Source organism: Acinetobacter sp. YH12094 (genome assembly GCF_013419295.1).
GTDB lineage: Bacteria > Pseudomonadota > Gammaproteobacteria > Pseudomonadales > Moraxellaceae > Acinetobacter > Acinetobacter amyesii.
In genome coordinates this window covers 38314-64063 of the sequence record NZ_VPAK01000006.1, presented here as the reverse complement: position 1 = coordinate 64063, position 25750 = coordinate 38314, and the positions used below count along the sequence as shown (strand labels likewise).

Sequence of the window (25750 nt, the reverse complement as noted above, 5' to 3'; positions counted from 1 at the left end):
CGTTTCTTGCCTAAATTACGCCGAAAGCTATGCTTGAGGCTATTTAGGGAAACCTAGATAATTCTAATAAAAAGGACGCCTCGGCGTCCTTTTTTATATCTCAACATTCTATTTATAAACAATTGACCAACTACTATCGCTTTCATTATTCGGTTCAGCTTTAGGCTTTACTTTATGGGTAAAGCTTTGCCAAGACTTCGTCGATTTACGTTCGGGTTTCATGCTTGAATCATATCGCTCTACACGGTTACGGCCATTTTCTTTTGCCTGATATAGTGCAATATCAGCTTGCTTAATCAGTTCAGTTAAATTTTGTTTATGTGATTTAAGCTGTGAAACACCAATGGAGACGGTAAATTGGATCGGGTGATTTGCGACATTCAGCAATGATTGATTTTGAAGCGTTAAACGAATACGTTCTGCGATTAACATTGCATCCTGTATTTGCGTTTCCGACAGCAGCACAATAAATTCTTCACCACCAAAGCGAGCCAAGACATCTTTTTGGCGCATTTCTTTGCGGGTGGTTTCAGCGATACATTGCAGTACTTGGTCACCAACATCATGCCCGTAATTATCATTAATATGTTTAAAATGATCGACATCAAACATCAATAAGCAAGTACTTGCAGGCGTTGGCCATTCATGGATGCGATGCTCAGCCAACTGAACAAACTGACGACGGTTGTATAACTGGGTGAGCTCATCTGTGTGGGCTAGATTTTTCAGCGTATGCATATTCCAGTCATCAAGCAGGGTACGTAAAAAATGACGACGTGCATTGAGTGTATTGTTCCAACTCATATGCAGGCTGATCATCCAAACAGGAATAGACACCACCACAAAAATCAGTGCTTCTTGCCATGATAAAAGCTGACTCACCGCAAAAAATACCAATAGCGAAATGAGACCCGAACAATACAAGGCTGGCTTAAATTGTGTTTGTACGCAGACATTGGCAATTAATATAAAGATCGCTGCACCATAGATATAGGACGAGACCATTGGGCTATCTGAAGCCAATAATAAGCCAATCCAAATCGCGGTGCTACAGACCGTCCCAATCGGTAAGATCATGTCGAGCACACGAATATCTTTTTTGTATTTAAACAGATAGAAGCTAACTAATAGGGCAGCAATAATCATGGCCACTCGAGAAAGACCTGACCAAAAGAACATGTCAGGGATAATAAAAATGTCAGCAAAGAAATAAAGAAGAAATGTAATCTGCGCCATGTAATTCACTTGACGTAAATAAGGTAACTGATGGGCATACTGATGTTGTAGAAAATAGTTTCTAAACTGCGTAGGAATACGTGCAAAAGGATCTGCAATGGCTTGTTCAATCTCGGCACGATTGGCAAGATCACACTCAGAAAGTTTCAAAGTATGATTATGATTTTTACGAACTTCCTGAGCAGACGAATTAGTCCGAGAACTCATTCGTACATCAACAGACATGTCCCTTCTCCATAAATGGCTTAGGAAAATTATGAATAAAAAACATACAAAAATATCTACCTGAAACTTGGGATTTTCCGAATGAATGATAAAAAATCGTCTGTTGAATGTTACAAAATATATTATTAACTTGCTGTTTTATAAGTTGAAATTTGATTGCGTCCTGCAGATTTTGCTTGGTAAAGTGCCTGATCGGCCATGCGAATTACACTTTGTAAATCTCGGTTTTTTTGACCAAATTCGGCAACACCAATAGAAACGGTAAATTTAAGTTTTTGTAGTGTATCAAGTTCTAAATAATCATCGGCTATTGCCCGTCGCAGACGTTCGGCAATATCTTGAGCCTTACGCAGGTGTGTCTGCGGTAAAAGGATAATAAATTCTTCACCACCGAAGCGGGCAATGATGTCTTGGCTACGTAAAGTATGTCGGCACGTTTCGGCAATTTGTTGTAAAACATGATCACCAATATAGTGCCCAAACTGATCATTAATATTTTTAAATTTGTCGACATCAAAAATCAGTAATGAAAGTGGCTGTAACGGTTTGGACTGATGATGAATATGATAATTGGCAAGTTGAATAAATTGACGGCGATTGTTTAAGCCGGTCAGCACGTCGGTATGCGCCATAATATTGAGTGCTTCACGGTTCAACTGATCGAGTTTGCTATGTAAAAATACAATTCTGGATTTTTGCGTTGAATTCCAACTGATATACAAACTAAATAACAATACGGGAGAATAGATCAAGATAAACAGTTGCAGTTGATGGATATTGCCAGAAACGGCGAAATACACCCCAATCAGCAAGATTAGACTGATACATAGAGAAATGAGCACAGCAGCCTTAAAGCGGATTTGCACACATAAATTGGCTAACACAATAAAAACCAAAGATGCATATAAATAGATCGGCACATCGGGGCTATTGGATAAATTGAGTAGGCTAAACCACAGCGCAGAAGCACCAACGATCGATAGGGGAAGCATCAAGTCAAAGAGTAAAATGCTCTTACTATATGTATAAATGCCCCATGTGATGCCCATCATCAGTAAGGTATAGGCCGTTTTTAAGCCTATCGCGAGCAAACTCACATCGGGCAACATAAACCAATCCGCTATGGCATAAGAGAGATAGGCCAATTGTGCAACGATGTTGACTTGCAAAAAGAATTTAAAAAGTTGACGACGATGGTAGTGGAAAAATTCTTGACGAAATTGAGCAGGAACGTGAACAATGGTTCCTTTCAAGGCTTTTTGAATCAGTGCACGTGATTCTTTCTTATACTCATTGATCATGCAAGATTACCGACGGGTGAGCATGGCTTGTATGTAATTTTATGTAACTCAAATAATCTATACCATTTTTATTAAAAATTAAACACGTTATTTCAAGGATTTGTGAATTATTTGGTATTGTTTGGTCAAAAATGAGTGTTAATTTGTGTTACTTAAATTTACATTTCACGTGATATGAACAAGTAATTTTGAATTGGGTGTTGTCTAAATAAGCATCAATAACTGTTATGCTGTATGTCATATTAGGCAACAAAAAAACGATTGTCCTATCTCTGTGATTCAGCGTATTAATGACAGCTGAAGAAGATTGAGTTAATGCAGATATAATGGAAAAAATGCATAGCTCTAGCCGATAGTCCTTGCATCGGCTTAGCCAAATTTAGGGTAAGAATATGACCAATACCAATTACACAGAAATATCTCATTCCGACGATTGTGAAAAATACGTCAATCAGTTCATTCAAGAATTTCCACTGCGCCGTGCTGAAATTGGTCAAGGCACAGTGATTAAACGAGCTTTACCAAGTCGTCATAAACGAATGATTGGGGCATGGTGTTTCCTTGACCATGCCGGTCCAGTGCATTTTCCGCAAGGTGATGGCTTAGATGTTGGGCCGCATCCACATATTGGTTTGCAAACGTTCACCTGGATGATTGATGGTACCATGATGCATACCGACAGTTTGGGCACACATCAGTTAATTCAACCCAAACAAGTCAATCTCATGACGGCGGGTTATGGTATTTCGCATACTGAGGTTGCTCCAGAATCTGAAACGCAAATGCATGCTGCGCAACTTTGGATTGCATTGCCAGATGACAAAATCAATATGGCGCCCCAGTTTGACCATTACCCAGAGTTGCCTGTGGTGACACAAGACGGGATTGAATTGACGGTATTGGTGGGTGAATTTTTACAGACTAAATCGCCGGTAAAAGTACATAGTGAATTATTGGGTGTCGATCTGCGTAGTTCGGAAAGTCAAAGTACCGTCCTGCCGCTCAATCCAAAATTTGAATATGGCTTTATGGCCCTCGAAGGGACTGCCAGTATCAATGGTCACGAGCTCAATGAAGACAATATGGTGGTACTTGAGCCGGGCTTAACCCAAGTCAAAATTGACCTACATGCAGGTGGCCGTGTTTTATTATTAGGAGGTGAACCTTTTGAATCACCGATTTTGCTGTGGTGGAATTTTGTGGGGCGCACACAAGAAGAATTGAATATTGCCCGTGAGCAGTGGATTAATCAGGACGAACGCTTTGGCTCTATTCCAGACTATGATGGTCCACGACTAGAAGCACCGGCTTTCCCTGATAAAATGCGTCCATCACGTTAACTTAAAAATAAAAATGAACAGCCGTACCTGTGGTGAAAATGGTGCGGCATAACCATGAGGGAGTCATTATGGGTATCGTCGCAACGGCAACAGTAAACACCTTAGAAGCACCGTGGTCAGGTGAAATTCAGAGTGGAAAACATCAACTTATTACCGATAAGCCCGAATCATTTGGCGGCGGGGATTTAGGTTTAGCACCGTATGATTTACTGTGCGCATCTTTAATCTCATGCACAATGATTACCTTGCGCATGTATGCAGCACATAAACAAATCCAATTGGGTGAGTTTCGTGTCGAGGCAGACTTTTGTGCGAACCGTGAAGGAGTTGAATGGGTTGAGCGACGCCTGCATTTTCAAACGCCCTTGGATGCGGAATTAGAGCAAAAAATCTTGTCCATTTGTGAAAAAACCCCTGTGACAAAAACTTTATTGCGCAGTATAGACATTAAAACCACTCTAGTTTAATTTAAATGCAGGTCGCTGCTGTACTGTACAAAATTTAGTTTTGATATAGCCCTAAGCAGTGATCTGACACTTTTTATGATTTAACTACTTCAAAATAATAATGGCTTACCAGAAATAAGAAAATTTTAGACTTCATATAGGAGATGAACCCATGCGGGTGCTACATCATCTAGAAAAATCTCGTTCATTTCGTATTTTATGGGCAATGCAGGAATTAGGACTGGATTATCAGGTTCAGTTTTATCTGCGCCAGCCAAATTTGTCTGCTCCTCCTGAGCTTAAAGCCATCCATCCTTTAGGGAAGTCGCCCATATTGCAGGATGATGGACTGGTCTTGGTAGAATCTGCAGCGATCTTGGAGTATTTACAAGAGAAGTATGATCGGCATGATTTTTTTGCAGCCAAGGCGGAACATTCAAAACAACAATATCGCTTTTGGATGCATTATGCCGAAGGTTCTCTAATGCCGTTGTTGGTGATGCAGTTGGTCATGAGCAATGTGCCACGCCATGTACCTTGGGTCATCAAACCCGTAGCTAATCGCATTTGTGATGGGGTCAAAAAAGGTTTTGTACGACCTCGCTTAAAAGAACATATCGAGTTTTTAGAAAACCATTTAGCGGAAAATGAATATTTTGCGGGACCGTTTAGCTTTGCGGATATTCAGATGACGTTTCCATTAGAAGCCGTCATGACCAGAACTCAAGGGCGATATCCACAAATTCAGGCTTTCTTACAACGGATGCAACAGCGTCCTGCATATCGCCGTGCCAAACAACAAGAACAACAGTTGGAAGCACAGCAAGACCGGCAGGATGATTCTGCTTAGCTCACATGATACAAGCGTTCTTTAGGGAAGACGACTTTAAACAGCGAACCACGGTTTTCTTTGGACTCAATTTCAAGGTGTGCCTGATGTTGCATCAAAACGTGTTTCACGATGGCAAGACCTAAACCTGTTCCTCCCGTTTGGCGACTACGTGCGCTGTCCACACGGTAAAACCGTTCCGTTAAACGGGGTAAGTGTTTCGGGTCAATCCCGATACCCGTATCTTCAACGGTAAAATAACCATGCGTACCATCATCATGCCAACCAATGGTCACAGTACCGCCTTTGGGGGTGTATTTAATTGCATTGGTGATGAGGTTACTAAAGGCACTCGCCAATTCCATATCTGATCCGATCAGGTCACAGTGACTATCAATCTCGAGATTCAGTGTATGTCCATAATCCACATTGTAAGCATGTGCATCGTCATATAGTTGGTTCATTAGGCTGGGCATTTCAATGATTTGATTTTTAGCAACTTTTTTATCATTTTCCAGACGAGATAATAATAACAAGTCATTAACCAAAGCATTCATACGGCGGGTTTGAGACTGCATTTGATCGAATGCACGTTTCCAGCGTGGATTTAAATCTTCCTGATCGGTAAAGGTTTCGATATAACCACTTAAAACCGTGAGCGGTGTGCGTAACTCATGTGAAATATTATCGACAAAGTCTTTACGCATTTGCTCAAGGTTATGCATGCGCGTGACGTCATAAGCCACCAATAAACGACTTTCGCGACCAAAACGGGTTAATTTGACTTGCACATAATGGTCTTCAAGTACCGATGATTTCATTTTTAAACCATCGGGGGCTAAATCGATATTGGTAAAGTATTCGATAAAACTAGGCTGTCTTAAAATACTTAAAATATTGCGCCCTTGATCGAGCTGTTGAATCCCCAAAAGCTTTTCTGCGGCAGGGTTCCACCATTCGATTTGGTGTAATTCATCAATCAATACCACAGCTTCAGCAAGCGCCACCAAGGAAGATTGAGCGCGGTCGATCAGACCAACCATTTCAGCTTGTACAATGCGTTCTTGACGCTGCGCACGGTATACATTAAAGAGTAAAGCCCCCCAAATACCGTCTAAATTTGGCGGGACATCATAGGGACGATTTGAAATCCATTCGTTGACTAAGTACAGCGAACGCATTTGCAATGCAAAGAACACTGCAAAGGCGATTAAGATGCAGATCCATAAGTACCCGATACCAAAGCCGATGAGTGCAGCAATGAGCAGGAAAAATGCCAGAAGTCTTAAATCCTGCTTGGCAAAAGTCCATAAACTGCTGTAACGGAATTTTTTATGTTCACTGGCAAGTTCAGGGACGGGATACGGTTCGTACATAGAAAATTAAAGACCTAAAATGACTAACCCATCACAGCGTCTGCACGGGTAGAGAAACGGTAACCTGTACCACGAACAGTTTGCACATAACGATCGGCTTGGAAAGGTTCAAGAACTTTACGCAAACGACGAATATGTACGTCAATGGTACGGTCCTCAATATACACGTTTCCACCCCAAACCTGATCTAATAATTGAGCACGGGTATAGGCACGTTCAGGATGAGTCATGAAGAAGGCCAGTAGACGATATTCAGTCGGTCCCATATCTAAAATGGTGTTACCAAAGCTGACACGTTGGCTGACTGGATCGAGGATTAAGCCATTGGCATCAATGGTTTTTTCACCACCCAATGCATTTGAGCGACGCAGCACAGCTTTAATGCGTGACACTAACTCACGGGTGGAAAAGGGTTTGGTCATGTAGTCATCTGCACCCGCGTCCAGACCTTGGACTTTATGGTCTTCTTCGCCGCGCGCAGTGAGCATGATGACTGGAATCTCTGACAAATTTTCATCGCGTTTTAAACGACGACATAGGTCTACACCACTCACGCCGCCAGGCATCATCCAATCTAATAAAATCAGTGCAGGACGCTGATCCACAATCATTTGGTGCGCTTGTTTGGCATCTTCAGCTTGCTGACATTGAAAACCAGCCATATCCAGTGAAGTATGGATCATTTCCCGAATCGGGAGTTCGTCGTCGACGATTAAAATATAGTCATCTTTCACAGCGCAATACCCTATTTTATGTAAACGGTAGACCGTTTTATATTTATGACAGGCTTATTACAAAGATTAATTATGACAGTATCATTGCAAAAATGATCTTTCATTGGGGTTTAGAAAGAAATTGTGACAATTTAAATCCTGAAATATTCAACAACATGGGCTTTGCATCATGCTGTTGTCACAAAAAAATTATTCAAAAAATTGTAAAGATCAGTGTTGAGGCCAAAATTTATTTACTGGGTTTTTCAGAAAAAGCATCCAACAAGGCCAAAAAGACCACGCTACATGACGATAAAACCTCATCAATCGGCTGTTTATAACCACTCATGACCCAACGAATCGCGATTTGAGTGACATAACCATTGAGACCAGTTGCGACCATCGAAATTTCACGTTCTGAACGATCAATATTCGGCATCATGAGCATGACAAAGGCATGAATCATACGGTCAAAGCGCATCATGGTTTCATGAATCGTGGCTTGGTTATGTAGCTCTTGTACCAACATAGCATCGATGTAAATGATGCGCGCCATACGGGGATTATTTTTTAAAGTTAACAGTAGGGCGGTTAAGCCCGCTTCAATCATTTTTTTAGAATCGGTAGATGCTTGCATGATGGCTTGCATCACATTTTGTTGCAGTTCATCGATTAATTTTAAAAAGATGGTCTGGAACAGTTGCTCACTTTTCTTAAATGATTCGTAAAAATAGCGTTCGGTCAGCTTGGCTTCCAAACAAATATCTTTCACGGTCACGGAAAAAAAGCCATGTGTACCATAGGCTTCTATACCGGCTTCAATCAGTTTTTCACGTCGCGCTTGCTTACGTTCACTGAGAGAAAGCCCTTTAAATTGACGTTCCTTCACATTTTTTGCCTGTTGTTGTTCTGTGTGATTTGTTGCATCTGTCATGAAAATATACGCTGAATTAAAGCAGAATTTTGTCTTATTTTAGCAATAATTTCAGTTTAAACCTATGTTTAAGCATTGGCGATTTCAACAGCTTAGCACGTCCTAAGATGACATTGACAATATGTATTGTCAAACCTATATTAAGTCGACGAACTGCACACATTGGCAAATGAGATCACGCTGTGATAAAGCCAAGCGGCAGCATAAAGGAATAAGGAATCACAATGAAAAACTTCAAAAATAAAGTGGCTGCCATTACAGGTGCAGGTTCAGGTATTGGTCAGCAATTGGCTGTGCTTTTGGCGAAACAAGGCTGCCATCTGTCTTTAAGCGATGTGAATGAACAGGGTCTAGCGGCAACCGTTGAATTGGTTAAAGCCAGCAATGTACGTGTAACCACGCAAAAACTCGATGTGTCAGACCTTGCGGCAATGAAAGCATGGGCAGCACAGACCGTTAAAGATCATGGTTCGGTGAATATGATTTTTAACAATGCGGGTGTGGCATTGGGCACGACCGTTGAAGGCGCAAGCTATGAAGAGCTGGAGTGGATTGTCAATATTAACTTTTGGGGCGTGGTTTATGGCACCAAAGAATTTTTACCGTATATCAAGCAAAGTGGTGAAGGTCATATCATCAATATTTCCAGCTTGTTTGGCTTAACAGCACAGCCGACACAGTCGGCATATAATGCCACTAAATTTGCAGTACGTGGCTTTACCGAGTCTTTACGCCAAGAATTGGATATTGAAAATTGTGGCGTGAGTGCGCTATGTGTACATCCGGGCGGTATTCGTACCAATATTGCCAATGCCGCAAAAATGAATGACAGCTTGAAAAGTTTAGGTATGAACCCGCAAAAATCGGCACAGTCCTTTAATAAATTCTTGCGTTGTCCACCTGAAGAAGCGGCTCGTCAAATCATTGAAGCAGTACAAAAAGATAAGCGCCGTTTATTGATTGGTAATGATGCAAAAGCGATTGATTTAATTCAACGTTTGCTACCGACGGGTTATCAAAAATTAACTGCAATGGCGACTAAATTTGGTCAATAAGCGGTAATTAAAATCAATTGAAAAGAGCCCACGTCAGTGGGTTTTTTTATGCTCTAGTAATATCAGAAGCGCAATTTGATCCAAATAAAAGAACGATACGCGGTAGTGTCATCCGCAATTGTTTGAGACAAGACGACTTTTAATCAAAAATGTTTTTGCGATCCTTTGAATCATTTGATGGTATTGAACGAGTTTTGTCGGTGAGGTGTATTGCACCGCAAGATGGTTTCCTTGCGAAGCACGCTTCTCATTTTGTCGAATGAGAAACAACGTTTCGTAAGAGTACCTCCAGCCGAAGGCTAATCCCGTTATTCAATCCCTAGATGTAAGACTCCATCGAATAGATTTAAAAATCATTTTAAAAATCCGAAATTACTTTTACAGGCGTAACATCAGTTATTAAAAGCCCAAAGCGTATTTCTTATTTCATAAAATGAGATATAAAAATGGAAATAACTGATGATTTGAAATAAGCAACTGTTGAATAACCAACAGTTTTTTGGCGTTTAAACCAACAGAATTTATCAGATTTAAATAATAAAACTTTAAAAAATAATTACTTAAAATGTTGGCACAGTTGTTGCCATATTAGAGTGAACAAAACTCACCACTGTATGGAACATTTATGAGTACTTTTACGCATCGATATCTTTCTGCTTTTCGTGTCCTACAACAGGCATGTTGTTGTGCTATGACACTCGCGATGATGCGCGCTTAAATTCTAAAAGCTGTCTTCGAGTTTCGGTCGTGCATAAGTTGAATAAAACCTACGACCACTCAGATTAATTTTTAAAAAACCCACGCAGTACATTCACTTCATGCACCTTGCATGGGGTTGGGGGATTTTGCGCTTTGGGAAAAATGTTAGTGAAACCAAATCATGAAAAAAACCACATTAACCGTTGCGGTCGGACTGATTTTATCCGCAACCAGTCAGCTGAGTTTTGCATCCGATGAAGCACTTCAGCAAGAACTGAGCAGCTTAAAACAACAAATTGAGAGTTTGCAAAAACGCTTAAATGCCGTGGAATCTGGTGCGACGAAAAGCCAAGTCGTCGAAACGGCCGCTGTGACGACAGACGATACGAGCAACGCCGCTGATGTTGAAGGTGAAACGCAAGTTGCAGAAGTGACCACAGCAACATCCGAAGATATCGACGGCTTACGTGCAGATATTGAAAACTATAAGTACGATCAGTCACGTCAATATGAACGTCAAACTACAAAATCGACTCGTGATACAACCCTGTATGGCACAGTTCAACTACGTGCCAGTGCACTCGATGAAACGGGTGTGTTGGGTGCAACCAAATCAACATTTGATATTGGGACTGCGCTGATCGGTGTACGCGGGAATTTATTCCGGGATTATAACGAAGGCAAAAACCTCGATTATCAATTGTCCTTTGGTTATGGCAAACGCAATGATGGCACCAATAACAGTAACTTTAACTTACTGGATGCCTTTGTTCGCTATAACGCTTTTGCCACCAATGCGGGCCCTGAAACTGCCAAACTGAACTTTACGCTCGGTCAGCAGTTATTGCCCTTTGGTCTAGATGTGCAGTCTCCTGAAGATTTGCGTCCGACCATTAGTACCGCTGCAGCTTCGACCTTTTTAGGACTGTTTAATCGTCAAAATGGATTTATCGTCCGTGGAGATGCCAAACCTTTTGTCGACTTTGCATCGAACTACCGTGCGCCGCTATTTGAGTATGCCTTAGGGGTAACCAATGGGAATGCCAGCAATAAGGCAGATGACAACAATGGCAAAGATTATATCGGTCGTGTGGCTTGTACCTTGCCAGTGGACTACGCCAGCATTTTCCGTGAGTTGAAGTTCGGTGCCTCTTATATCAAAGGCGAATCGAAAATTTCAGCCGGCGGAATCAGTGATGATGCTGCAAAACGTGATCGTTTGGGTTTCGATATTTATTATAACCACGCTCCATTTGGTGTGACCTATGAATATCTGCAAGGCAAGACCGATTATGTCGACACTGTAGCCCAAGACATCAAAGAAGCCAAAGCGGAAGGGCATACTTTTACCGCTTTTTACACCTTGGGCGATCAGTTCTACAACAGTATTAAATCCAATGCCAAATTTGATGATTTCTGGCCAAAGTCAGTCCAAGGCTATTACCGTTTTGACCGCTATAACCCGAATAAAAACAACGCAAGCTATCTCGACACCGCGAGCGGTCGTATTGGTGAATATGACATTCACTCTTTGGGCTTAAACCTATTTTTTGCGCAAACCACAAAATTCCAATTACAGCTGAATCACTACCTGTTTGATGTCGAAACGGCAAATCAAAAAGACACCAATGAGCTGCAAGCTCAGGTTCAGTACACCTTTTAATTCAAATATTTAAACCATTAAGGACATTCGATATGAATAACTTTTCTAAAAAAATCGCAGCCACTTTCTTGGTACTTTCAACACTTGGTTTAAGTGTTCAATTGCATGCTGCCAATCCCAAAGAAATTCGTATTTCTGTATCAGGCGCGGGTGAGGGGGGTAAACCCAAAGTGGGCGGTAGTTTTGTAGCTACAGCACATTTACGAGGTGTGCTTGAACAAGAATTTAAAAAAGATGGCATTAAGGTGAATTGGCTGTTCTTCCCCGGGGCTGGACCTGCAACTAACGAAGCTTTAGCTAATGGCAAAGTTGACTTTGCATTGCATGGCGATTTGCCCTCATTGGTTGGACGTTCAACAGGATTAAAAACCAAAGTGTTGTTCTCGACAGGGCGTTTTGGCCCAACTTATGTGGTGATGCCTGCCGGCTCTAATGCCAAATCCTTTGCAGATCTTAAAGGCAAAAAATTCTCCGTTTTCAAAGGCACCAATGGTCAGATCGTCTTTAACCGTGTGTTAGCGAAATACAATTTAACAGAGCGTGATTTACGAGTGATTTCGCAAGATGCTTATTCGGCACGTACGGCGTTAGCGACGGGAGATATTGATGCCACGATTACTTCGCCATTTAGTTTGCAAGCACGTGGTGTGGCGAAAACATTATTGGAAATTAAAGATCCGAAAGTATCACCGATTGCGCACTTTTGGGTGACCGAAAGCTTTGAAAAACAATATCCAGAGGTGGTGCAACGTGTCGTGACGACACTGATTAAACAAGCGCAGTGGAGTTCTCAAGAAGCTAATCGTAGTGCGCAATATAAACTTTGGGCACAAAGTGGCATTCCGTTGGTGGATTATCAAAAAACATGGGATGGTTGGAATTTAAAAGACCGCACTACACCGCTACTAGACGAGTTTCATCGTTCACAAATTGATAGTGCTTTAAAAATTGCCAAAGACGCTCGCTTAATCCGTCGTGATGTGGATACCAAAACGTGGTATGAGCCGAAGTATCTAAATAATGCCTTGAAAGAGCTGAAGTTAGAGGGTTACTGGCGCCAATTTAATGCTCAAGGTCAACCGAAGTAAGTCATAGCCATGAGTCGTCCGATTGAACGCAATGTAATTGCCAGTCCATTAACCACTAAATTTATGAGCAGTTTTGTGCTGCTCACGATTTTGGCTGGACTAGGGGTAGGCATAGCACGGGTATTAATTTCCTTGTATGCCGTGCATTTAGAAGCCACCGAATTGCAATTGGGGTTAATTTCAGCAGCGCAAAATTTTGGCATTTTGATCATGGCATTGCCGATTGGCGTGTTGGTACAGCGCTTTGGGTCTTTGAAAATATTTTGCATCGGCAGTGTGTTGGGCGCTGTGGTCTATAGCTTAACGCCACTCAAAGCTGGTGCATGGTACCTCTTTGCGGTGACAGCCTTGGTGAGTTTTGTCTTACCTATGCGTTTTGTTTCGATCAATACCGTTTTTCTGAGCAATTTAAAGCGTTTAGGTCCAGCCCGTGCGGGTTGGTTTCGCGGTTCGCACATGATGGGATATTTCCTGATTGCACCTGCATTGAGCGTGTTGTTGATCGAGCATTTCGGCTATGGCGGAAGTTTTTATGTGGTGTCTTTGCTTTTTTTAGGCACCTTGCTGTTGGCTCCGTGGTGCTTTCAACGTAGTACTCCGCAAGCGACGAATCGCCCGCATTTTCAATGGCGGGATATTGTGGCGCCTTTGGCACTCATCAAAACCCATGCCTCATTACGGATTGTTTGCATATTGGAATTTTTGAGCAGCGTGGCAAATAACTACTTTGGCTTTTTCATTGTGGTGATTGCTATCCAAAGTTTTGCACTTTCGGAGCCAATGGCAGTGATGCTGCTGACCGTACAAGGCATCGTCTTTGTGGGATCGCTATTTAGCATGGGCGGTTTGGCTGAGCTGATGGGATATCAAAAATTTTATTTGATTGGCCTAAGCCTGATGGCAACGGCATTACTGATTTTAGCCTTAACCAAAATCACGCTGTTGATGTGGCCTGCTTCGGTCATGTTTGGACTTGGACTCGGTATGTTGCATATCGCCAATTTTATGTCTTTCGCCCGAGTCGGTGAGCAAACCGCGATGGCTAAGATTTCTCCAATTTTAGCCCTCGTCGGACCTTCGGGTGGACTGTTGGGTGGCTTGATAGGCGCCGTATTTGGCGCACAGGTTGGACTACAAAATTTATTTTTACCGATCGGGCTGGTGTTTATTGGTCTGATTATTTTGATCAGCAAAGATCAGGAATTTATTCAATTTTTAAAACCTGATGTCTCAGAACAGAGCGTAAAAGGACAAGAATTATGAGCCTTACGGATGTATCTGCACATTCGGTTCCCTTGCAAAGTGACCGAAGTGCGTTGGATTTTTTTAAGACCTATTTAAAACTAACTTTGCAAGTGGCGTGTGGACTCCTGATGCCAGTTTTGTTGTTCGGTCTATGGTATGTGGCAACACTTAAACAGTGGTTGCCTGAGCAGATTTTACCTGCACCGAGTCTGGTGTGGCAAAGCACAGTCGAATTATGGCAAAGCGGTGAATTGAGTTTTCATTTTGCCATCAGTGCCAAACGTATTTTATGGAGTGTCTTGCTTGGTGCCAGTATCGGGATTTTGCTTGGTACTGTGTTGGGATTAGCAAAGCGTAGTCGGGACTTTATTTTTCCGACGGTGAATCTTGTTGCGCAATTTCCGATTGTTGGCTGGATTCCATTATTGATGATTTTCTTAGGCATCGATGAGGCTTTGAAGATTGCCGCTATTTCATTGGCTGTGTTACCACCGCTGTTGATTGCAACCTATAAGGGCATTACTCATGTGCCGAATAGTTTGATGGAAGTGGCAGAGGTTTACCAATACAGTAATTGGCAGAAACTCAAAGAAGTAATTTTCCCAGCTGCACTACCCAGTGTGATCAGTGGTTTACGTCAAGGCATTATGCAGGCGTGGTTGGCATTAGTTTTTGTCGAGTTATTAGCAAGTAGTGAAGGAATTGGTTATCTCATGGTGTGGGGACGTCAGCTAATGCAGATGGACTTGATCTTCATGGCGATCATTCTGATTGGTATTACGGGCTATGTCTTAGATACCTTTCTGGCTTGGTTAGAAAAAACTGCGCGCTTTCACGCAACCCGAGTAGGAGGGAACTTATGAGCATTCTTTCATTACACGGGGCAGCGCGCCAAGTCTTAGTTAAAGCAGCAAAAGCACTCGTTCTACCTGTGGCATTTATCGCACTGTGGGCAGTGACCTCACAGCAAAATTGGGTCGATCCGAAGTTGATTCCTAGTCCATGGCTCGTGCTGCAAAAAGCTGTGACCGTGCTCCAACAACCGAGCTTTTTGACAGGCTTTGGCGAAAGTTTGGCACGAAATTTTATCGGCTATGGCATAGGTGCGATAGCGGGTGTGCTGTTTGGCATCTTGATCGCGAGTTCACGCCTTTCGAATTGGTTATTTGCACCGAGCTTTCATGTATTGCGTCAAATTTCGCTGTTCGCATGGTTGCCACTAATTTCGACTTTTTTAGGTGAGGGGCATGGCGCCAAAGTGCTGTTTATTACCTTGTCGGTTTTTTATCCCGTGGCGTTACACACCTTTGAAGGCGTGAGCAGTATTTCGCATAAATATCGTGAAGTGGCCGAAGTCTACCAATTTCCAAAGGCTTATGCGTTTCGTAAATTGATTTTGCCCGGCGCTTCGGCTCAGATTTTTGTCGGTTTACAACTTGGGCTGATTTTCGCATGGCTTGCCACCATTGGCTCTGAATTTTTATTGGCGAACTATGGCAATGGTCTGGGCAATATCGTGATTCAAGGGCGTCAGGCTTTTGATGTCGAACTGATTATTTTTGGCATGTTGCTGATAGGCATTGTGGGCGTGTTGCTCAATACGGTACTGACTTGGGTTGAGCGTAAAGTTTTAGCTTGGCAGCAGGTTGGATAGGAGAACATAACAATGAAAAAAATGACAATCCATAACATTCCTCCACTCTGGCGCAATATGTTCCTTGCAGCATTGGTCGGTGGCACAGCCTTGGTGGGTTGCAGCACACAGCGAGTGGATGAACCTCAGCAAGTGGCTTTAAAAGAACTACGCTATCAAAGCTATCCAGGACTGGTGTCATTACCTGAATTGGCACAAGACTTGGGCTATTTAGGCGACGTTAAACTCAGTTATGTCGGCACGGTACAAGGTGGGCCACAAGATTTACTCACTTTGGTGGCCGGTGATGTTGATTTTGCTGGCGCCTTTAATGGTGCTGTGGTGAAGGTCATCGCTGCGGGTCTAGATGTGGTCCCCGTAGTGGCTTCTTATGGCAGTGATGCTGAACAAAATGTGGGTTTTTATGTGCTAGAAAATAGTCCTATTCGTAGCCCACGAGACTTTATTGGCAAGAAAGTCGCAGTGAATGCCTACGGGGCGCATTATGACTTTGTGGTGAAAGATTATTTGGCTCGCCATGGATTAACCGATGATGAAATCCGTCAAGTTGAGCTGATTATGTTGCCACCGGTGAGCTCAGAACAAGCCTTAAGGAATGGGCAAATTGATATTGCAGTGTTCTCTGGCATTTTGGAAAAACGGGCCTTAAAAAATGGTGGTGTACGCAGCATCTTTAAAGATACTGATTTATACGGCCCCTTTACCGCAGGGAGTTTTTCGATGCGAGGAGAGTTTATTCAAGAACATCCCGAGTTGGCTCGTACTTTTGTCAGTGGCGTAGCTAAAGCACAGGAATGGTTACACAACACGCCGAAAGAGCAAATCATTGCTCGTATGGAAAGTATTATCGAAAAACGCCAACGCAATGAAAATACAGCACTGATTCCATATTACACAGGTACAGGTGTTCACGAAGTCGGTGGCGTGCAAAAAGATCAGGATTTTGCCCCATGGGTGAGTGCCTTAGAAAAAGAACACAAATTAAAACCGAATCAAATTGAGGTCAGTCGCATCTATAGCAATGAATTTAATCCCTATGCGAAAGACCAAAAATCAAAAGGAACATAACAATGACCAGTGCATTACATTTAGATCACGTGCGTAAGGTATTTCCTGCACAGAACCATGTCGGCAGTAAAAACTATAAGCCTGAGTTTGTTGCTGTAGAAAATGTCACTTTGGATATTCAACCGGGTGAATTTGTTTCAATCGTGGGGCCAAGTGGCTGTGGAAAATCTACATTATTAGACTTAATTGCGGGTTTAACCAAACCGTCGGCAGGGCAGATTTTACTGAGTGGCAAGCAGATTACTCAACCGGGTTTAGACCGTGGCATTGTGTTCCAGCAATATGCGCTCTATCCATGGTTAACCGCACTGGAAAATATCGAATTTGGTCTAGAAGCCAAAGGCGTAGCAAAAAAAGAACGCCGTGAAAAAGCCGAATACTATATGCAGCTTGTGGGCCTCAGTGGCTTTGAAAAGCATTATCCGAATGAGCTTTCCGGCGGGATGAAACAGCGGGTTGCAATTGCCCGAAGTTTGGCTTATGGACCAGAAATTTTATTAATGGATGAGCCCTTTGCTGCCCTAGATGCGCAAACCCGAGAAACCTTACAAGCTGAGCTGATCAATATCTGGAAAAGCTCGAAAAAAACCATTGTTTTTATTACTCACAGTATTGATGAAGCAATTTATCTGAGTCAGCGTGTGGCGATTATGACATCAAGACCGGGGCGGATTAAGGAAGTGATTGAAATTCCGCAAAGCCTGCGCAGTTCTAGTGAAGATGTCCGTTCATTGCCTGAATATGGCCGAATTCGCCACAAAATTTGGTCATTGCTCAGTGAAGAAGTGATTAAAGCGCAAGCCCTCGAAAAACATAAACAGCTTGCACATAACTAAAATATTCAGAGGATTTATTTATGTCATCGACTAAACAAGCCATCAGTTATACGCAATCGTATAACGACATTAAACCCAGACTACAATTCACTTGGTTAAACACGGTCTTTAAACGCACCATTGCCATTGTAGCTTTTTTCTTGCTGTGGGAGATTCTGCCGCGGAGTGGTGTGGTCAATCCGGCTTTTTTACCGCCGTTATCTGTAGTATTGGAAACCACATGGCAGCTATATCAAAGCGGTCAATTAGGCATCCATTTCTTGGCCAGTATAAAGCGTTCAATTATTGGTTTCATTTTGGCCCTAGCGATCGCTATTCCTTTGGGTCTCATCATCGGTTGGTACAAGCTCGTGGCTGAAACCTTAAATCCATTGTTAGAACTGTTTCGAAATACCACAGCACTAGCATTAATGCCGCTGTTCATCTTATTTTTAGGCATTGGTGAAACCTCAAAAATCAGTCTGTTAGTGTATGCATGCACATGGCCGATTTTATTGAACACCATTACAGGCGTACAAACAGTCGATCCTTTACTGATTAAATCGGCACGAACCATGGGCCTAAAACCCTATCAATTGTTCCGAAAAGTGATTCTGCCTGCGTCGGTTCCGACGATTTTTGTCGGTATCCGTCTGGCAGGGGCAATTTCTATTTTGGCCTTAGTGGCAGTAGAAATGTTTGGTGCCAAAGCAGGTCTGGGATATCTGATTATTTATTCGCAATTTAGCTTTGAAATTCCACAAATGTTTGTAGGCATATTAGTCATTACCCTCGTAGGCTTATCCTTTAACTATTTCTTGATTGGACTAGAAAAATACTTTACAGCGTGGAAACGAAACCCGGTGGAATAATCTATACGAAATGGAAAAATAAATAAAAAACCTCGGGATATGCCGAGGTTTTTTATTACTGATTTTTTATATTTAAAATAATGCAATGAATAAAGAATAATGTAGATGAATATTTATGTATCAGTTTTTGGGATTATTATTTTAATGTGGAATAAATAAAAATATGACTTATTTATAATAAGCCATATTTAATTAGGCGAGTGCGAATCACGTTCCTTGTCACTCCAAGCAAACGAGCCGTATGCACTTGATTGTATTGACAGTGCTGATACGCACTTCGGATAAATTTTTCTTCAATCAGCTCATTAATATTGTCATGCTTAAGTTGATTTGCGGCTTGAAAAATTTGTAAAAAGGTCTGCTCAAGTAACTGTCCAGCATCTTGAATATCTTTGATGTTGGCTACAGCAGAGGTGGCATTTTGTAAGTTAAAAGGTTCTGCACGCGAAAACGACGATGCACTTTGAATACTCGAAAAACTAATATCTTCTGGTTCAATCACACCTTTTTCACTGACTAAAATCGCATGTTGAATGGTATTTTCTAATTCGCGAATATTTCCCGGCCAGCTATGTAAATGGAGTTTCTTGAGCGCCAATGGGCTGAGGCGTAATGGTGTGTCATGTGGGTTGGTTTGATAGACCTGAATGAAGTGTTTAACCAAAGGCAAAATGTCACCACGACGCTCTGAGAGACGTGGAATGCGTAGCAACGCCACATGTAAGCGGTAGAATAAATCTTCCCTGAAACGCCCGTCCTGTACGGCATGCTCTAAATCGACATTGGTTGCGGCTATGATTCGGACATTAATTGGAATGGATTTGAGTGAGCCGACTCGAACGATCTCTCTTTCTTGTAAAACACGGAGTAATTTGACTTGCATAGGCAAGGACAGGTCACCAATTTCATCTAAAAATAAGGTGCCATTATGGGCTGCTTCAAACCAACCGACACGGCTATTAATTGCCCCTGTAAAGGCTCCTTTTTCATGTCCAAATAATTCGCTTTCGACTAACGATTCGGTAAAGGCACCACAGTTCACTGCGATAAATGGACCTTTGGCACGATGGCTTAATTGGTGGATTTGGCGTGCAACTAACTCTTTTCCTGTGCCTGTATCACCAATGATGAGTGCATTGGCCTCACTTGGTGCAATTTGTTCAATTCGAGACAACAACGCTTGCGATAACGGATCTGCAAAGACCGTTGCTGTTGCCCGTTTATGTTTCAGTGCAGAGGGCACTGCAGGGTGGGTCAAAATAGACATATCTTTTCTTATAGTTGTTGAAAATGCAGATCATGATGAAAGATTTAAAAATAAAAGATAAATAATAATTCGATATTTAAATATCAGTTTCACCGATAAATTCATGCGTGGATTATTTATCTGATTTTAAGATAAATAAAATCGGGATAACTAAAGGATAAATCAAGATATAGCAAGTGATTGAACTGTTTTATAGTAAAGCTCTCTTAATAACAAAAGGCATAATTAAAATGGCGATTACTTCAGTAAATGTGCGAAACCAATTCAAAGGCGTGATTAATGAAATCGTAGAGGGTCCTGTGGTTTCAGAAATTGATGTGGAAACCAAAGCGGGCTTTTTTACGTCCGTGATCACGACGCGTTCGGTGAAGGATTTAGACTTAAAAGTAGGTTCAGAGGTAGTGGTGTTAATTAAATCGACGGAAGTGTCACTGGCTAAACTCTAAGGTTTAGTCCAGCAAAGTTTGTCAGCACAAATAGAGAATAATGATATGAGCGTAGAACAAGCTGGTTCGGTTTCTATTCAGCAGCTAACGAAACATTATCCCACACAAAAGCAAGAAGACTTAACCGTACTTGAGGACATTAACCTGAATATTCAGCCGGGTGAGTTCATCAGTATTGTGGGAAGTAGTGGCTGCGGAAAATCCACATTATTACGGTTGTTGGTTGGTCTAGAGCGTCAGTTTCAGGGCCAGATTTTGGTTGATGGTCAGCCTATACAGGGCACGAGTTTGGAACGTGGTATCGTGTTTCAAGATCATCGCCTGTTTCCATGGTTGACGGTAAGAGAAAATGTACGGATTGCCTTGCATAAAAGTCAGTTTAGCCGTGCAGAAGAAGATGTATTGATTGATGAGCATCTGGAGTTGGTCAAATTAACCCAATTTAAAGATGCTTATCCTTCGCAGTTGTCTGGTGGGATGAATCAACGTGTGGCGATTGCCCGGAGTTTGGTGAATCGACCACAGATTTTATTACTCGATGAACCCTTTGGCGCACTCGATGCATTGACGCGGCAAAATTTACAGGATGAATTACAGCGAATCTGGCAAAGTGAAAAAATCACCATGATTATTGTCACCCATGATGTCGAAGAAGCGGTATTTTTGGGTGATCGGGTAGTGGTCATGCAGCCACATCCGGGACGAATTAAACGTATTGTAGATATTCATTTAGCCCATCCGCGTAAACGCGAAGATGTCCGTCTGATCAATATTAAAAATGACATTTTGACTGACTTTAGTGATCCAGTAAAAGATCAGTTGCTTGAACCTTTATCTCACCGATTTGCCGATTATAAATTTGCATGGTAAGTCTGAATTGACCATCACCTAAACTTTTAAAAGCCCTGAATTCAGGGCTTTTTTAGGCTTATCAAATATAGGTCAGTATGATCATCGCTTAAGTTGGATTAATATCAGTCCATAAAAATGCCCCAGTTGGGGCATTTGTTTTTCAGTTTTATTAAACGTTGGTTTATGAGGCTTGGGAGGTATGTCTTTTTTCTAAAACATATTGGTTTTCAGGTCGTTTTAAACCTAAGTTTTCTCGTAAGGTCTTGCCTTCATAAGCCGTTCGGAATAGACCGCGACGTTGCAGTTCAGGAACGATGAGATCGACAAAATCATTTAACCCCGCAGGTGTTGTTGGCGGTAGGACATTAAAACCATCGGCAGCGTCATTCTCAAACCATTCTTGCAGTTGATCTACGACTTGTTCAGGCGTACCAATCAAGGTCCAATGTCCACGGGCTGAAGCGATATATTGATAGAGCTGACGAATACTAAAATTGTGCTTACGGGCAATATCAATCATCATTTGCTGACGACTTGAGAAATTAATGTCTGCATCTTCGATTTTCGGGAAAGGGGCATCTAGATCAAATTTGGCCAGATTAATGCCACCTGCCAAAGCAGACAATAAACTTAAACCCAATTCTGGGTGAATTAAACTATTTAAAAAGTCATATTTTTCTTGGGCTTCTTGCTCTGTCTTGGCAACAAAAATCGAAACGCCCGGCATAATTTTCAGGTCATCCGCATGGCGACCATACTTCACTAGGCGGTTTTTGACATCACGATAAAAGGCTTGCGCATCTGCTAAATTCTGCTGTGCTGTAAAAATCACTTCGGCATATTTACCGGCTAGTTCACGACCATCTTCAGACTGTCCCGCTTGAACAATCACTGGATAGCCTTGCGGTGGGCGAGAGACGTTGAGAGCCCCCAGTACCTGATAATATTGACCTTGATGATTGGGCTGATGTTGTTTGCGGGCATCAAAAAATTGCCCGGTTTCTTTGTTGTAATGGAAGGTATCATCCTCCCATGAGTCCCACAGTTTTTGAGTCACCTCAATAAATTCATCGGCACGTTCATAACGCTCTTTGGGTTCAGGGTGCTGCTGAATGTTAAAGTTTTTTGCGGCATCGGCAGAGGCTGTCGTTACCACATTCCATGCAGCACGACCTTTAGAAATATGATCTAAAGAAGCAAATTTACGCGCCAAAATATAAGGGTCTTCATAAGTCGTGGACGCCGTGGCAATAAAGCCAATATTTTGCGTCACTGCCGAAAGGGCTGCAAACAATGTGACGGGTTCAAAGCCGACGCCTTTATCGCCCAAACCTTTTTCACCTTCGACAGCAGAACTCCAACGGACAGACAGACCATCGGCAAGAAAGTAGGCATCGAATAGACCACGCTCTGCGGTTTTTGCCAGTTCAATTGCATAATCAATATTGAGATGATCTTGTGGGCGAGATTCAGGATGACGCCAACCTGCGACATGCTGTGAGGTGGTTGGAATAAAAGCCCCAAGCTTTATTTGACGTTTAGACATAAAAAATTTCTCATCCCAATTATTCTTAAAAGATAAAAGGGATAAGAACAAAATCTATGCCAAACCGTAATTGTTTGAAAATATGCAATTTTTAATTTTAATTGGTTCTAGGTGTAGATAAATCAACAGGATATAAAACCAAATGTTGAAAAATAAACAGCAGTTTAACGGCAAACTTTATGCATGGATCCGTACAAGATTTTCCATATTGAGATGCAAAGCTGCGGATTGGCATTGAACGCTATTAGCGAACCTTATAGCAATACTTTGATGGCTTTTCGTCTCCATACCAGTTGGTAATATAGCCCTTGTAAAATACATAAGCTGACAAAAGCCAAAGCATAGGCATACCAAATGCCTTTTAAGCCCCACCATTCACTGAATAGGTAGGCACACGGCACTTCAATGCAAATAATCGCCATAATATTAATAATCATCGGCACGGTCACCGTTCCACTGGCCCGCATAATGGAAGCAAAAATCGCACTGGCACCAAAAAATAAAATCGACCAAAGCACAATGAACAGCAATTCTTGACCGAGAACCACAACTTCAGGGTCTGTAATAAATAGCGCCATTAAATATTTAGAGAATAAATAGCCCAATGCCACCAAGATGCCAGTAATAATGAAATTCATCCCGATGGCCGTACGTTTCACGCGATTAATTAGTTCAGATTGACCCGAACCGATGGCTTGCGCGGCAAAAATAGAAGCTGCAATCGCGATGGACAAGGCCGGGAATTGGATATAGTTCAAAACCTGATTGACCGCGCCATATGCAGCAGTGGCATCAGCACCATGGCGGTTAACTAAACCGACAATCACGAGACCGGCCACAGAGGTCGTGACCATCTGAATACCTGTAGGAATGCCTAGTTTTAAGATAATTTTGCTGAGATCATGTTGATGGCGAATATGACGAATCAACTCGAAGTCGAGTTTGAGCGGATGATCTTTCTTTTTTAAGTAGAAATATAAAAACACCAAGGCAATTAAAAAGCCGATATGACTGGCAATGGCAGGGGCAATAATACCTAAACTTGGAAATCCAAATTTTCCTGCAATCAGCACGGGTGTAATAATCAGCCCTGAACCAATGGTCATACCCGATGCAATCAGCGGTGTTGTACTGTCACCGACCCCACGCAAAATCGAGGTGTAAATAATATAAATAAAGAGTAGTGGACTACCGGCAAGCATCCATTGCACATATGGCAAAGATAAATGCATCACGTCTGGGGCTGTGCCTAAAGCCAATAAAATGGGCTTGGCAAATATCACCCCTAAAAAGGCAATGATGCTGCCACCAATCAAGGTCATAAACAGGGTGGAGCCCACGACGGTACGAACTTTTTCAAGGTTTTGCGCGCCCCAAGCTTGCCCCACCAACACGGTTGCACCTGCCGAGAGCCCGATCACAAAAGCCATTAAACAGAACAAGATCGGGAAAAATACCGCAACGGCTGCAATGGCATGCACCCCAAGCATCTGACCGACAAAAACGGTGTTAATGGTCCCAGATAAATTCTGCAAAATATTGGTGGCGATCAAAGGCACCAGAAAAACTAAAAACGTTTTCCATAAATTTTGCTGAGTAACGAGGGACTGTTGTTTTGACATGCTCAGGTCCTAGACGCGGCTTTTTATGATTTTAAGTTACTGATAACACTATCATGTTGGCATTCAAAAAAGCCTTAGTTTTTGAGTAACCAAGGCTTCATTATTTCTACATGTCTGTTTTAAAAAAACGTTTGGGCAGATACGGCTTTAAACCGCGGAGAGAATCTCTGCAGCTCGATCTAAGGTGGCATCTTGTTTGGCAAAACAGAAACGTAATAATCGTAAATTTTCCGGCGGTTTTTGATAGAACACTGAGACAGGAATCGCCACGATTTTATGTTGCTCTGCCAACAACTGACACATTTCCACATCGCTTAAATCTGGGCGTATGGCACTGTAATCAAGGTTTTGGAAATAGGTACCTGCCGATGGAATCAACTCAAATCTAGAGTGGCTTAAGCCGGCATTGAAACGGTCACGTTTGGCTTGGTAAAAATCGGCCAATTCAGCAATGTGCTCAGGATGTTCTGCCATAAAGTTAGCCAGTGCCATTTGTACGGGCGTAACACCGCAGAAATTGGCAAATTGATAGATTTGGCGAAACACTTGCATCAAGGCTGGCGCTGCAATGCAATAACCCGTTTTCCAACCTGTGACGTGAAAGGTTTTACCAAATGAACCCACGACAAAACTGCGTTCACGCAGCTCAGGAAATGACAAAGCAGATAGATGCTGACGACCATCAAAAATTAAATGCTCATAGACCTCATCCGACAGCACAATAATATTTTTATCTCGAATCAGTTCAATCAAGTTGAGCCAGTCCTCACGCCCCCAAACAGCACCTGTTGGATTATGCGGTGTATTGACAATAATCATCCGGGTTTTATCGTTAATCGCAGCGGCAACACGATTCCAATCCACAGTAAAATGGGGCGTCTCTAAGGCAATGTGAATGGGATGAGCCCCAACCAATTTTACACTGGGCGCATAACTATCATAGCTCGGATCAAAAATAATCACTTCATCATCCGCATGAACCACGGCTTGAATGGCACTAAAAATACCAATGGTTGCACCCGGGGTAATGGTCACTTCGGTGTGAGGGTCAATATTTAATTGGTCTCGATGGGCAAACAGTTGGACCAATTGTTCACGCAAATGTATCAGTCCATCGCCGGGTGCATATTGGTTACAACCTTGTTGCGTCGCATCACTTAGCGCATTTAACAGTGCAGGAGGTGCAGGGAAATCAGGAAAACCTTGAGATAAATTCAGTGCATTTAGACGCTGCGCCATTGCGCTCATGACGCTAAAAATAGTCACACCTTGTGCAGGTAGTTTGGATTCAATTGTGATCATGGAGCTTAAAATTTTTAATAGGTTGCATTTTGAGTGTAGCAGCATCTCAGCGGCTGCGAAAAGTTAGATCAGCAAAATTGATCCAGTATTGACGTTCCTATTCTCTTGAATCCTAAAGTGATGCAAAAGCCAAAAAGAAGAATTCAACAATTTACT

General features: G+C 42.2%; 23 protein-coding genes. 14 read left to right on the top strand and 9 right to left on the bottom strand.

The window, feature by feature from the left end; all coding sequences use genetic code 11:
* Nucleotides 1-108 precede the first annotated feature (108 nt).
* Nucleotides 109-1443 carry a GGDEF domain-containing protein gene (locus tag FTU34_RS06505; RefSeq protein ID WP_257226238.1) on the bottom strand — a complete coding sequence of 445 codons (1335 nt, stop codon included), beginning with the start codon at nucleotides 1441-1443 and terminating at the stop codon, nucleotides 109-111.
* 143 nt (nucleotides 1444-1586) lie between these two features.
* Nucleotides 1587-2762 carry a GGDEF domain-containing protein gene (locus tag FTU34_RS06500; protein WP_180035122.1) on the bottom strand — a complete coding sequence of 392 codons (1176 nt, stop codon included), beginning with the start codon at nucleotides 2760-2762 and terminating at the stop codon, nucleotides 1587-1589.
* A gap of 392 nt (nucleotides 2763-3154) precedes the next feature.
* Between FTU34_RS06500 and FTU34_RS06495 the strand changes: the two genes are divergently transcribed.
* From FTU34_RS06495 to FTU34_RS06485, 3 genes are all read left to right on the top strand, one after another.
* Nucleotides 3155-4102: a pirin family protein gene (locus FTU34_RS06495; RefSeq protein WP_078194052.1), complete on the top strand. Its 948-nt coding sequence runs from the start codon at nucleotides 3155-3157 to the stop codon at nucleotides 4100-4102.
* A gap of 68 nt (nucleotides 4103-4170) precedes the next feature.
* On the top strand, nucleotides 4171-4569 hold the full coding sequence (locus FTU34_RS06490) for an OsmC family protein (protein WP_180035123.1): 399 nt from the start codon (nucleotides 4171-4173) through the stop codon (nucleotides 4567-4569).
* Between the two features lie 151 nt (nucleotides 4570-4720).
* Entirely contained in the window at nucleotides 4721-5398 is a 678-nt protein-coding gene (locus FTU34_RS06485; RefSeq protein ID WP_180035124.1) for a glutathione S-transferase family protein, read from the top strand.
* On the opposite strand, the gene phoR is transcribed toward FTU34_RS06485, so the two are convergent.
* The 3 genes from phoR to FTU34_RS06470 form a co-directional block, all read right to left on the bottom strand.
* A complete protein-coding gene (gene phoR / locus FTU34_RS06480; RefSeq protein WP_078191505.1) occupies nucleotides 5395-6753 on the bottom strand; it encodes a phosphate regulon sensor histidine kinase PhoR in 1359 nt (452 codons plus the stop codon). The two genes, FTU34_RS06485 and phoR, sit on opposite strands and share 4 nt — an antisense overlap.
* Nucleotides 6754-6776: 23 nt before the next feature.
* Nucleotides 6777-7487, bottom strand: coding sequence for a phosphate regulon transcriptional regulator PhoB (gene phoB / locus FTU34_RS06475; RefSeq protein WP_078194048.1), 711 nt, complete (start codon nucleotides 7485-7487; stop codon nucleotides 6777-6779).
* 229 nt (nucleotides 7488-7716) lie between these two features.
* Complete coding sequence (locus FTU34_RS06470) at nucleotides 7717-8400, bottom strand: TetR/AcrR family transcriptional regulator (protein WP_078191503.1); 684 nt, start codon at nucleotides 8398-8400, stop codon at nucleotides 7717-7719.
* A 224-nt stretch (nucleotides 8401-8624) separates the two neighbouring features.
* On the opposite strand from FTU34_RS06470, the gene FTU34_RS06465 reads away from it, so the two are divergent.
* The 9 genes from FTU34_RS06465 to FTU34_RS06425 all read left to right on the top strand — a co-directional run bounded on the left by FTU34_RS06465 (nucleotide 8625) and on the right by FTU34_RS06425 (nucleotide 18559).
* Nucleotides 8625-9455 (top strand): SDR family oxidoreductase, encoded by an 831-nt coding sequence (locus tag FTU34_RS06465; protein ID WP_078194047.1) that lies wholly within the window; start codon nucleotides 8625-8627, stop codon nucleotides 9453-9455.
* An 880-nt stretch (nucleotides 9456-10335) separates the two neighbouring features.
* Nucleotides 10336-11817 carry a carbohydrate porin gene (locus tag FTU34_RS06460; RefSeq protein ID WP_180035125.1) on the top strand — a complete coding sequence of 494 codons (1482 nt, stop codon included), beginning with the start codon at nucleotides 10336-10338 and terminating at the stop codon, nucleotides 11815-11817.
* Between the two features lie 32 nt (nucleotides 11818-11849).
* Nucleotides 11850-12905 (top strand): ABC transporter substrate-binding protein, encoded by a 1056-nt coding sequence (locus FTU34_RS06455; RefSeq protein ID WP_180035126.1) that lies wholly within the window; start codon nucleotides 11850-11852, stop codon nucleotides 12903-12905.
* Between the two features lie 9 nt (nucleotides 12906-12914).
* Nucleotides 12915-14168 carry an MFS transporter gene (locus FTU34_RS06450; RefSeq protein ID WP_180035127.1) on the top strand — a complete coding sequence of 418 codons (1254 nt, stop codon included), beginning with the start codon at nucleotides 12915-12917 and terminating at the stop codon, nucleotides 14166-14168.
* Nucleotides 14165-15013, top strand: a complete 849-nt coding sequence (locus tag FTU34_RS06445; protein WP_180035128.1) for an ABC transporter permease — start codon at nucleotides 14165-14167, stop codon at nucleotides 15011-15013. Before FTU34_RS06450 ends, FTU34_RS06445 begins: the two co-directional genes overlap by 4 nt.
* Nucleotides 15010-15804 carry an ABC transporter permease gene (locus FTU34_RS06440; RefSeq protein ID WP_180035129.1) on the top strand — a complete coding sequence of 265 codons (795 nt, stop codon included), beginning with the start codon at nucleotides 15010-15012 and terminating at the stop codon, nucleotides 15802-15804. The genes FTU34_RS06445 and FTU34_RS06440 overlap by 4 nt, the downstream gene beginning before the upstream one ends.
* 12 nt (nucleotides 15805-15816) lie before the next feature.
* Nucleotides 15817-16872: an ABC transporter substrate-binding protein gene (locus tag FTU34_RS06435; protein WP_257226236.1), complete on the top strand. Its 1056-nt coding sequence runs from the start codon at nucleotides 15817-15819 to the stop codon at nucleotides 16870-16872.
* Between the two features lie 2 nt (nucleotides 16873-16874).
* Nucleotides 16875-17708: an ABC transporter ATP-binding protein gene (locus FTU34_RS06430; protein WP_180035130.1), complete on the top strand. Its 834-nt coding sequence runs from the start codon at nucleotides 16875-16877 to the stop codon at nucleotides 17706-17708.
* A gap of 20 nt (nucleotides 17709-17728) precedes the next feature.
* Entirely contained in the window at nucleotides 17729-18559 is an 831-nt protein-coding gene (locus tag FTU34_RS06425; RefSeq protein ID WP_078194039.1) for an ABC transporter permease, read from the top strand.
* Nucleotides 18560-18731: 172 nt separating this feature from the next.
* Here FTU34_RS06425 and FTU34_RS06420 read toward each other — a convergent pair whose 3' ends face one another.
* Nucleotides 18732-19826: a sigma-54-dependent Fis family transcriptional regulator gene (locus FTU34_RS06420; protein ID WP_078194038.1), complete on the bottom strand. Its 1095-nt coding sequence runs from the start codon at nucleotides 19824-19826 to the stop codon at nucleotides 18732-18734.
* 230 nt (nucleotides 19827-20056) lie between these two features.
* On the opposite strand from FTU34_RS06420, the gene FTU34_RS06415 reads away from it, so the two are divergent.
* Together FTU34_RS06415 and FTU34_RS06410 are read left to right on the top strand one after the other, a co-directional pair.
* On the top strand, nucleotides 20057-20272 hold the full coding sequence (locus tag FTU34_RS06415) for a molybdopterin-binding protein (RefSeq protein WP_067765474.1): 216 nt from the start codon (nucleotides 20057-20059) through the stop codon (nucleotides 20270-20272).
* Between the two features lie 45 nt (nucleotides 20273-20317).
* Nucleotides 20318-21142, top strand: a complete 825-nt coding sequence (locus FTU34_RS06410) for an ABC transporter ATP-binding protein (RefSeq protein ID WP_180035131.1) — start codon at nucleotides 20318-20320, stop codon at nucleotides 21140-21142.
* Between the two features lie 163 nt (nucleotides 21143-21305).
* Here the strand turns inward: FTU34_RS06410 and FTU34_RS06405 are convergent, their stop codons facing one another.
* The 3 genes from FTU34_RS06405 to FTU34_RS06395 all read right to left on the bottom strand — a co-directional run bounded on the left by FTU34_RS06405 (nucleotide 21306) and on the right by FTU34_RS06395 (nucleotide 25594).
* Nucleotides 21306-22670, bottom strand: a complete 1365-nt coding sequence (locus tag FTU34_RS06405) for an LLM class flavin-dependent oxidoreductase (RefSeq protein ID WP_180035132.1) — start codon at nucleotides 22668-22670, stop codon at nucleotides 21306-21308.
* 254 nt (nucleotides 22671-22924) lie between these two features.
* Nucleotides 22925-24292 carry an MATE family efflux transporter gene (locus FTU34_RS06400; protein ID WP_180035133.1) on the bottom strand — a complete coding sequence of 456 codons (1368 nt, stop codon included), beginning with the start codon at nucleotides 24290-24292 and terminating at the stop codon, nucleotides 22925-22927.
* A gap of 147 nt (nucleotides 24293-24439) precedes the next feature.
* A complete protein-coding gene (locus tag FTU34_RS06395) occupies nucleotides 24440-25594 on the bottom strand; it encodes a methionine aminotransferase (protein ID WP_180035134.1) in 1155 nt (384 codons plus the stop codon).
* Nucleotides 25595-25750: the final 156 nt, after the last annotated feature.

Coding starts and splice junctions, on each gene's coding strand:
- FTU34_RS06445 (WP_180035128.1), top strand. CDS start 14,165: ATGAGCCTTACGGATGTATCTGCACATTCGGTTCCCTTGCAAAGTGAC.
- FTU34_RS06450 (WP_180035127.1), top strand. CDS start 12,915: ATGAGTCGTCCGATTGAACGCAATGTAATTGCCAGTCCATTAACCACT.
- FTU34_RS06395 (WP_180035134.1), bottom strand. CDS start 25,594: ATGATCACAATTGAATCCAAACTACCTGCACAAGGTGTGACTATTTTT.
- FTU34_RS06410 (WP_180035131.1), top strand. CDS start 20,318: ATGAGCGTAGAACAAGCTGGTTCGGTTTCTATTCAGCAGCTAACGAAA.
- FTU34_RS06405 (WP_180035132.1), bottom strand. CDS start 22,670: ATGTCTAAACGTCAAATAAAGCTTGGGGCTTTTATTCCAACCACCTCA.
- FTU34_RS06400 (WP_180035133.1), bottom strand. CDS start 24,292: ATGTCAAAACAACAGTCCCTCGTTACTCAGCAAAATTTATGGAAAACG.
- FTU34_RS06455 (WP_180035126.1), top strand. CDS start 11,850: ATGAATAACTTTTCTAAAAAAATCGCAGCCACTTTCTTGGTACTTTCA.
- FTU34_RS06420 (WP_078194038.1), bottom strand. CDS start 19,826: ATGTCTATTTTGACCCACCCTGCAGTGCCCTCTGCACTGAAACATAAA.
- FTU34_RS06505 (WP_257226238.1), bottom strand. CDS start 1,443: ATGAGTTCTCGGACTAATTCGTCTGCTCAGGAAGTTCGTAAAAATCAT.
- FTU34_RS06470 (WP_078191503.1), bottom strand. CDS start 8,400: ATGACAGATGCAACAAATCACACAGAACAACAACAGGCAAAAAATGTG.
- FTU34_RS06500 (WP_180035122.1), bottom strand. CDS start 2,762: ATGATCAATGAGTATAAGAAAGAATCACGTGCACTGATTCAAAAAGCC.
- FTU34_RS06485 (WP_180035124.1), top strand. CDS start 4,721: ATGCGGGTGCTACATCATCTAGAAAAATCTCGTTCATTTCGTATTTTA.
- FTU34_RS06435 (WP_257226236.1), top strand. CDS start 15,817: ATGAAAAAAATGACAATCCATAACATTCCTCCACTCTGGCGCAATATG.
- FTU34_RS06465 (WP_078194047.1), top strand. CDS start 8,625: ATGAAAAACTTCAAAAATAAAGTGGCTGCCATTACAGGTGCAGGTTCA.
- FTU34_RS06490 (WP_180035123.1), top strand. CDS start 4,171: ATGGGTATCGTCGCAACGGCAACAGTAAACACCTTAGAAGCACCGTGG.
- FTU34_RS06425 (WP_078194039.1), top strand. CDS start 17,729: ATGTCATCGACTAAACAAGCCATCAGTTATACGCAATCGTATAACGAC.
- FTU34_RS06415 (WP_067765474.1), top strand. CDS start 20,057: ATGGCGATTACTTCAGTAAATGTGCGAAACCAATTCAAAGGCGTGATT.
- FTU34_RS06430 (WP_180035130.1), top strand. CDS start 16,875: ATGACCAGTGCATTACATTTAGATCACGTGCGTAAGGTATTTCCTGCA.
- FTU34_RS06495 (WP_078194052.1), top strand. CDS start 3,155: ATGACCAATACCAATTACACAGAAATATCTCATTCCGACGATTGTGAA.
- phoR (WP_078191505.1), bottom strand. CDS start 6,753: ATGTACGAACCGTATCCCGTCCCTGAACTTGCCAGTGAACATAAAAAA.
- FTU34_RS06460 (WP_180035125.1), top strand. CDS start 10,336: ATGAAAAAAACCACATTAACCGTTGCGGTCGGACTGATTTTATCCGCA.
- FTU34_RS06440 (WP_180035129.1), top strand. CDS start 15,010: ATGAGCATTCTTTCATTACACGGGGCAGCGCGCCAAGTCTTAGTTAAA.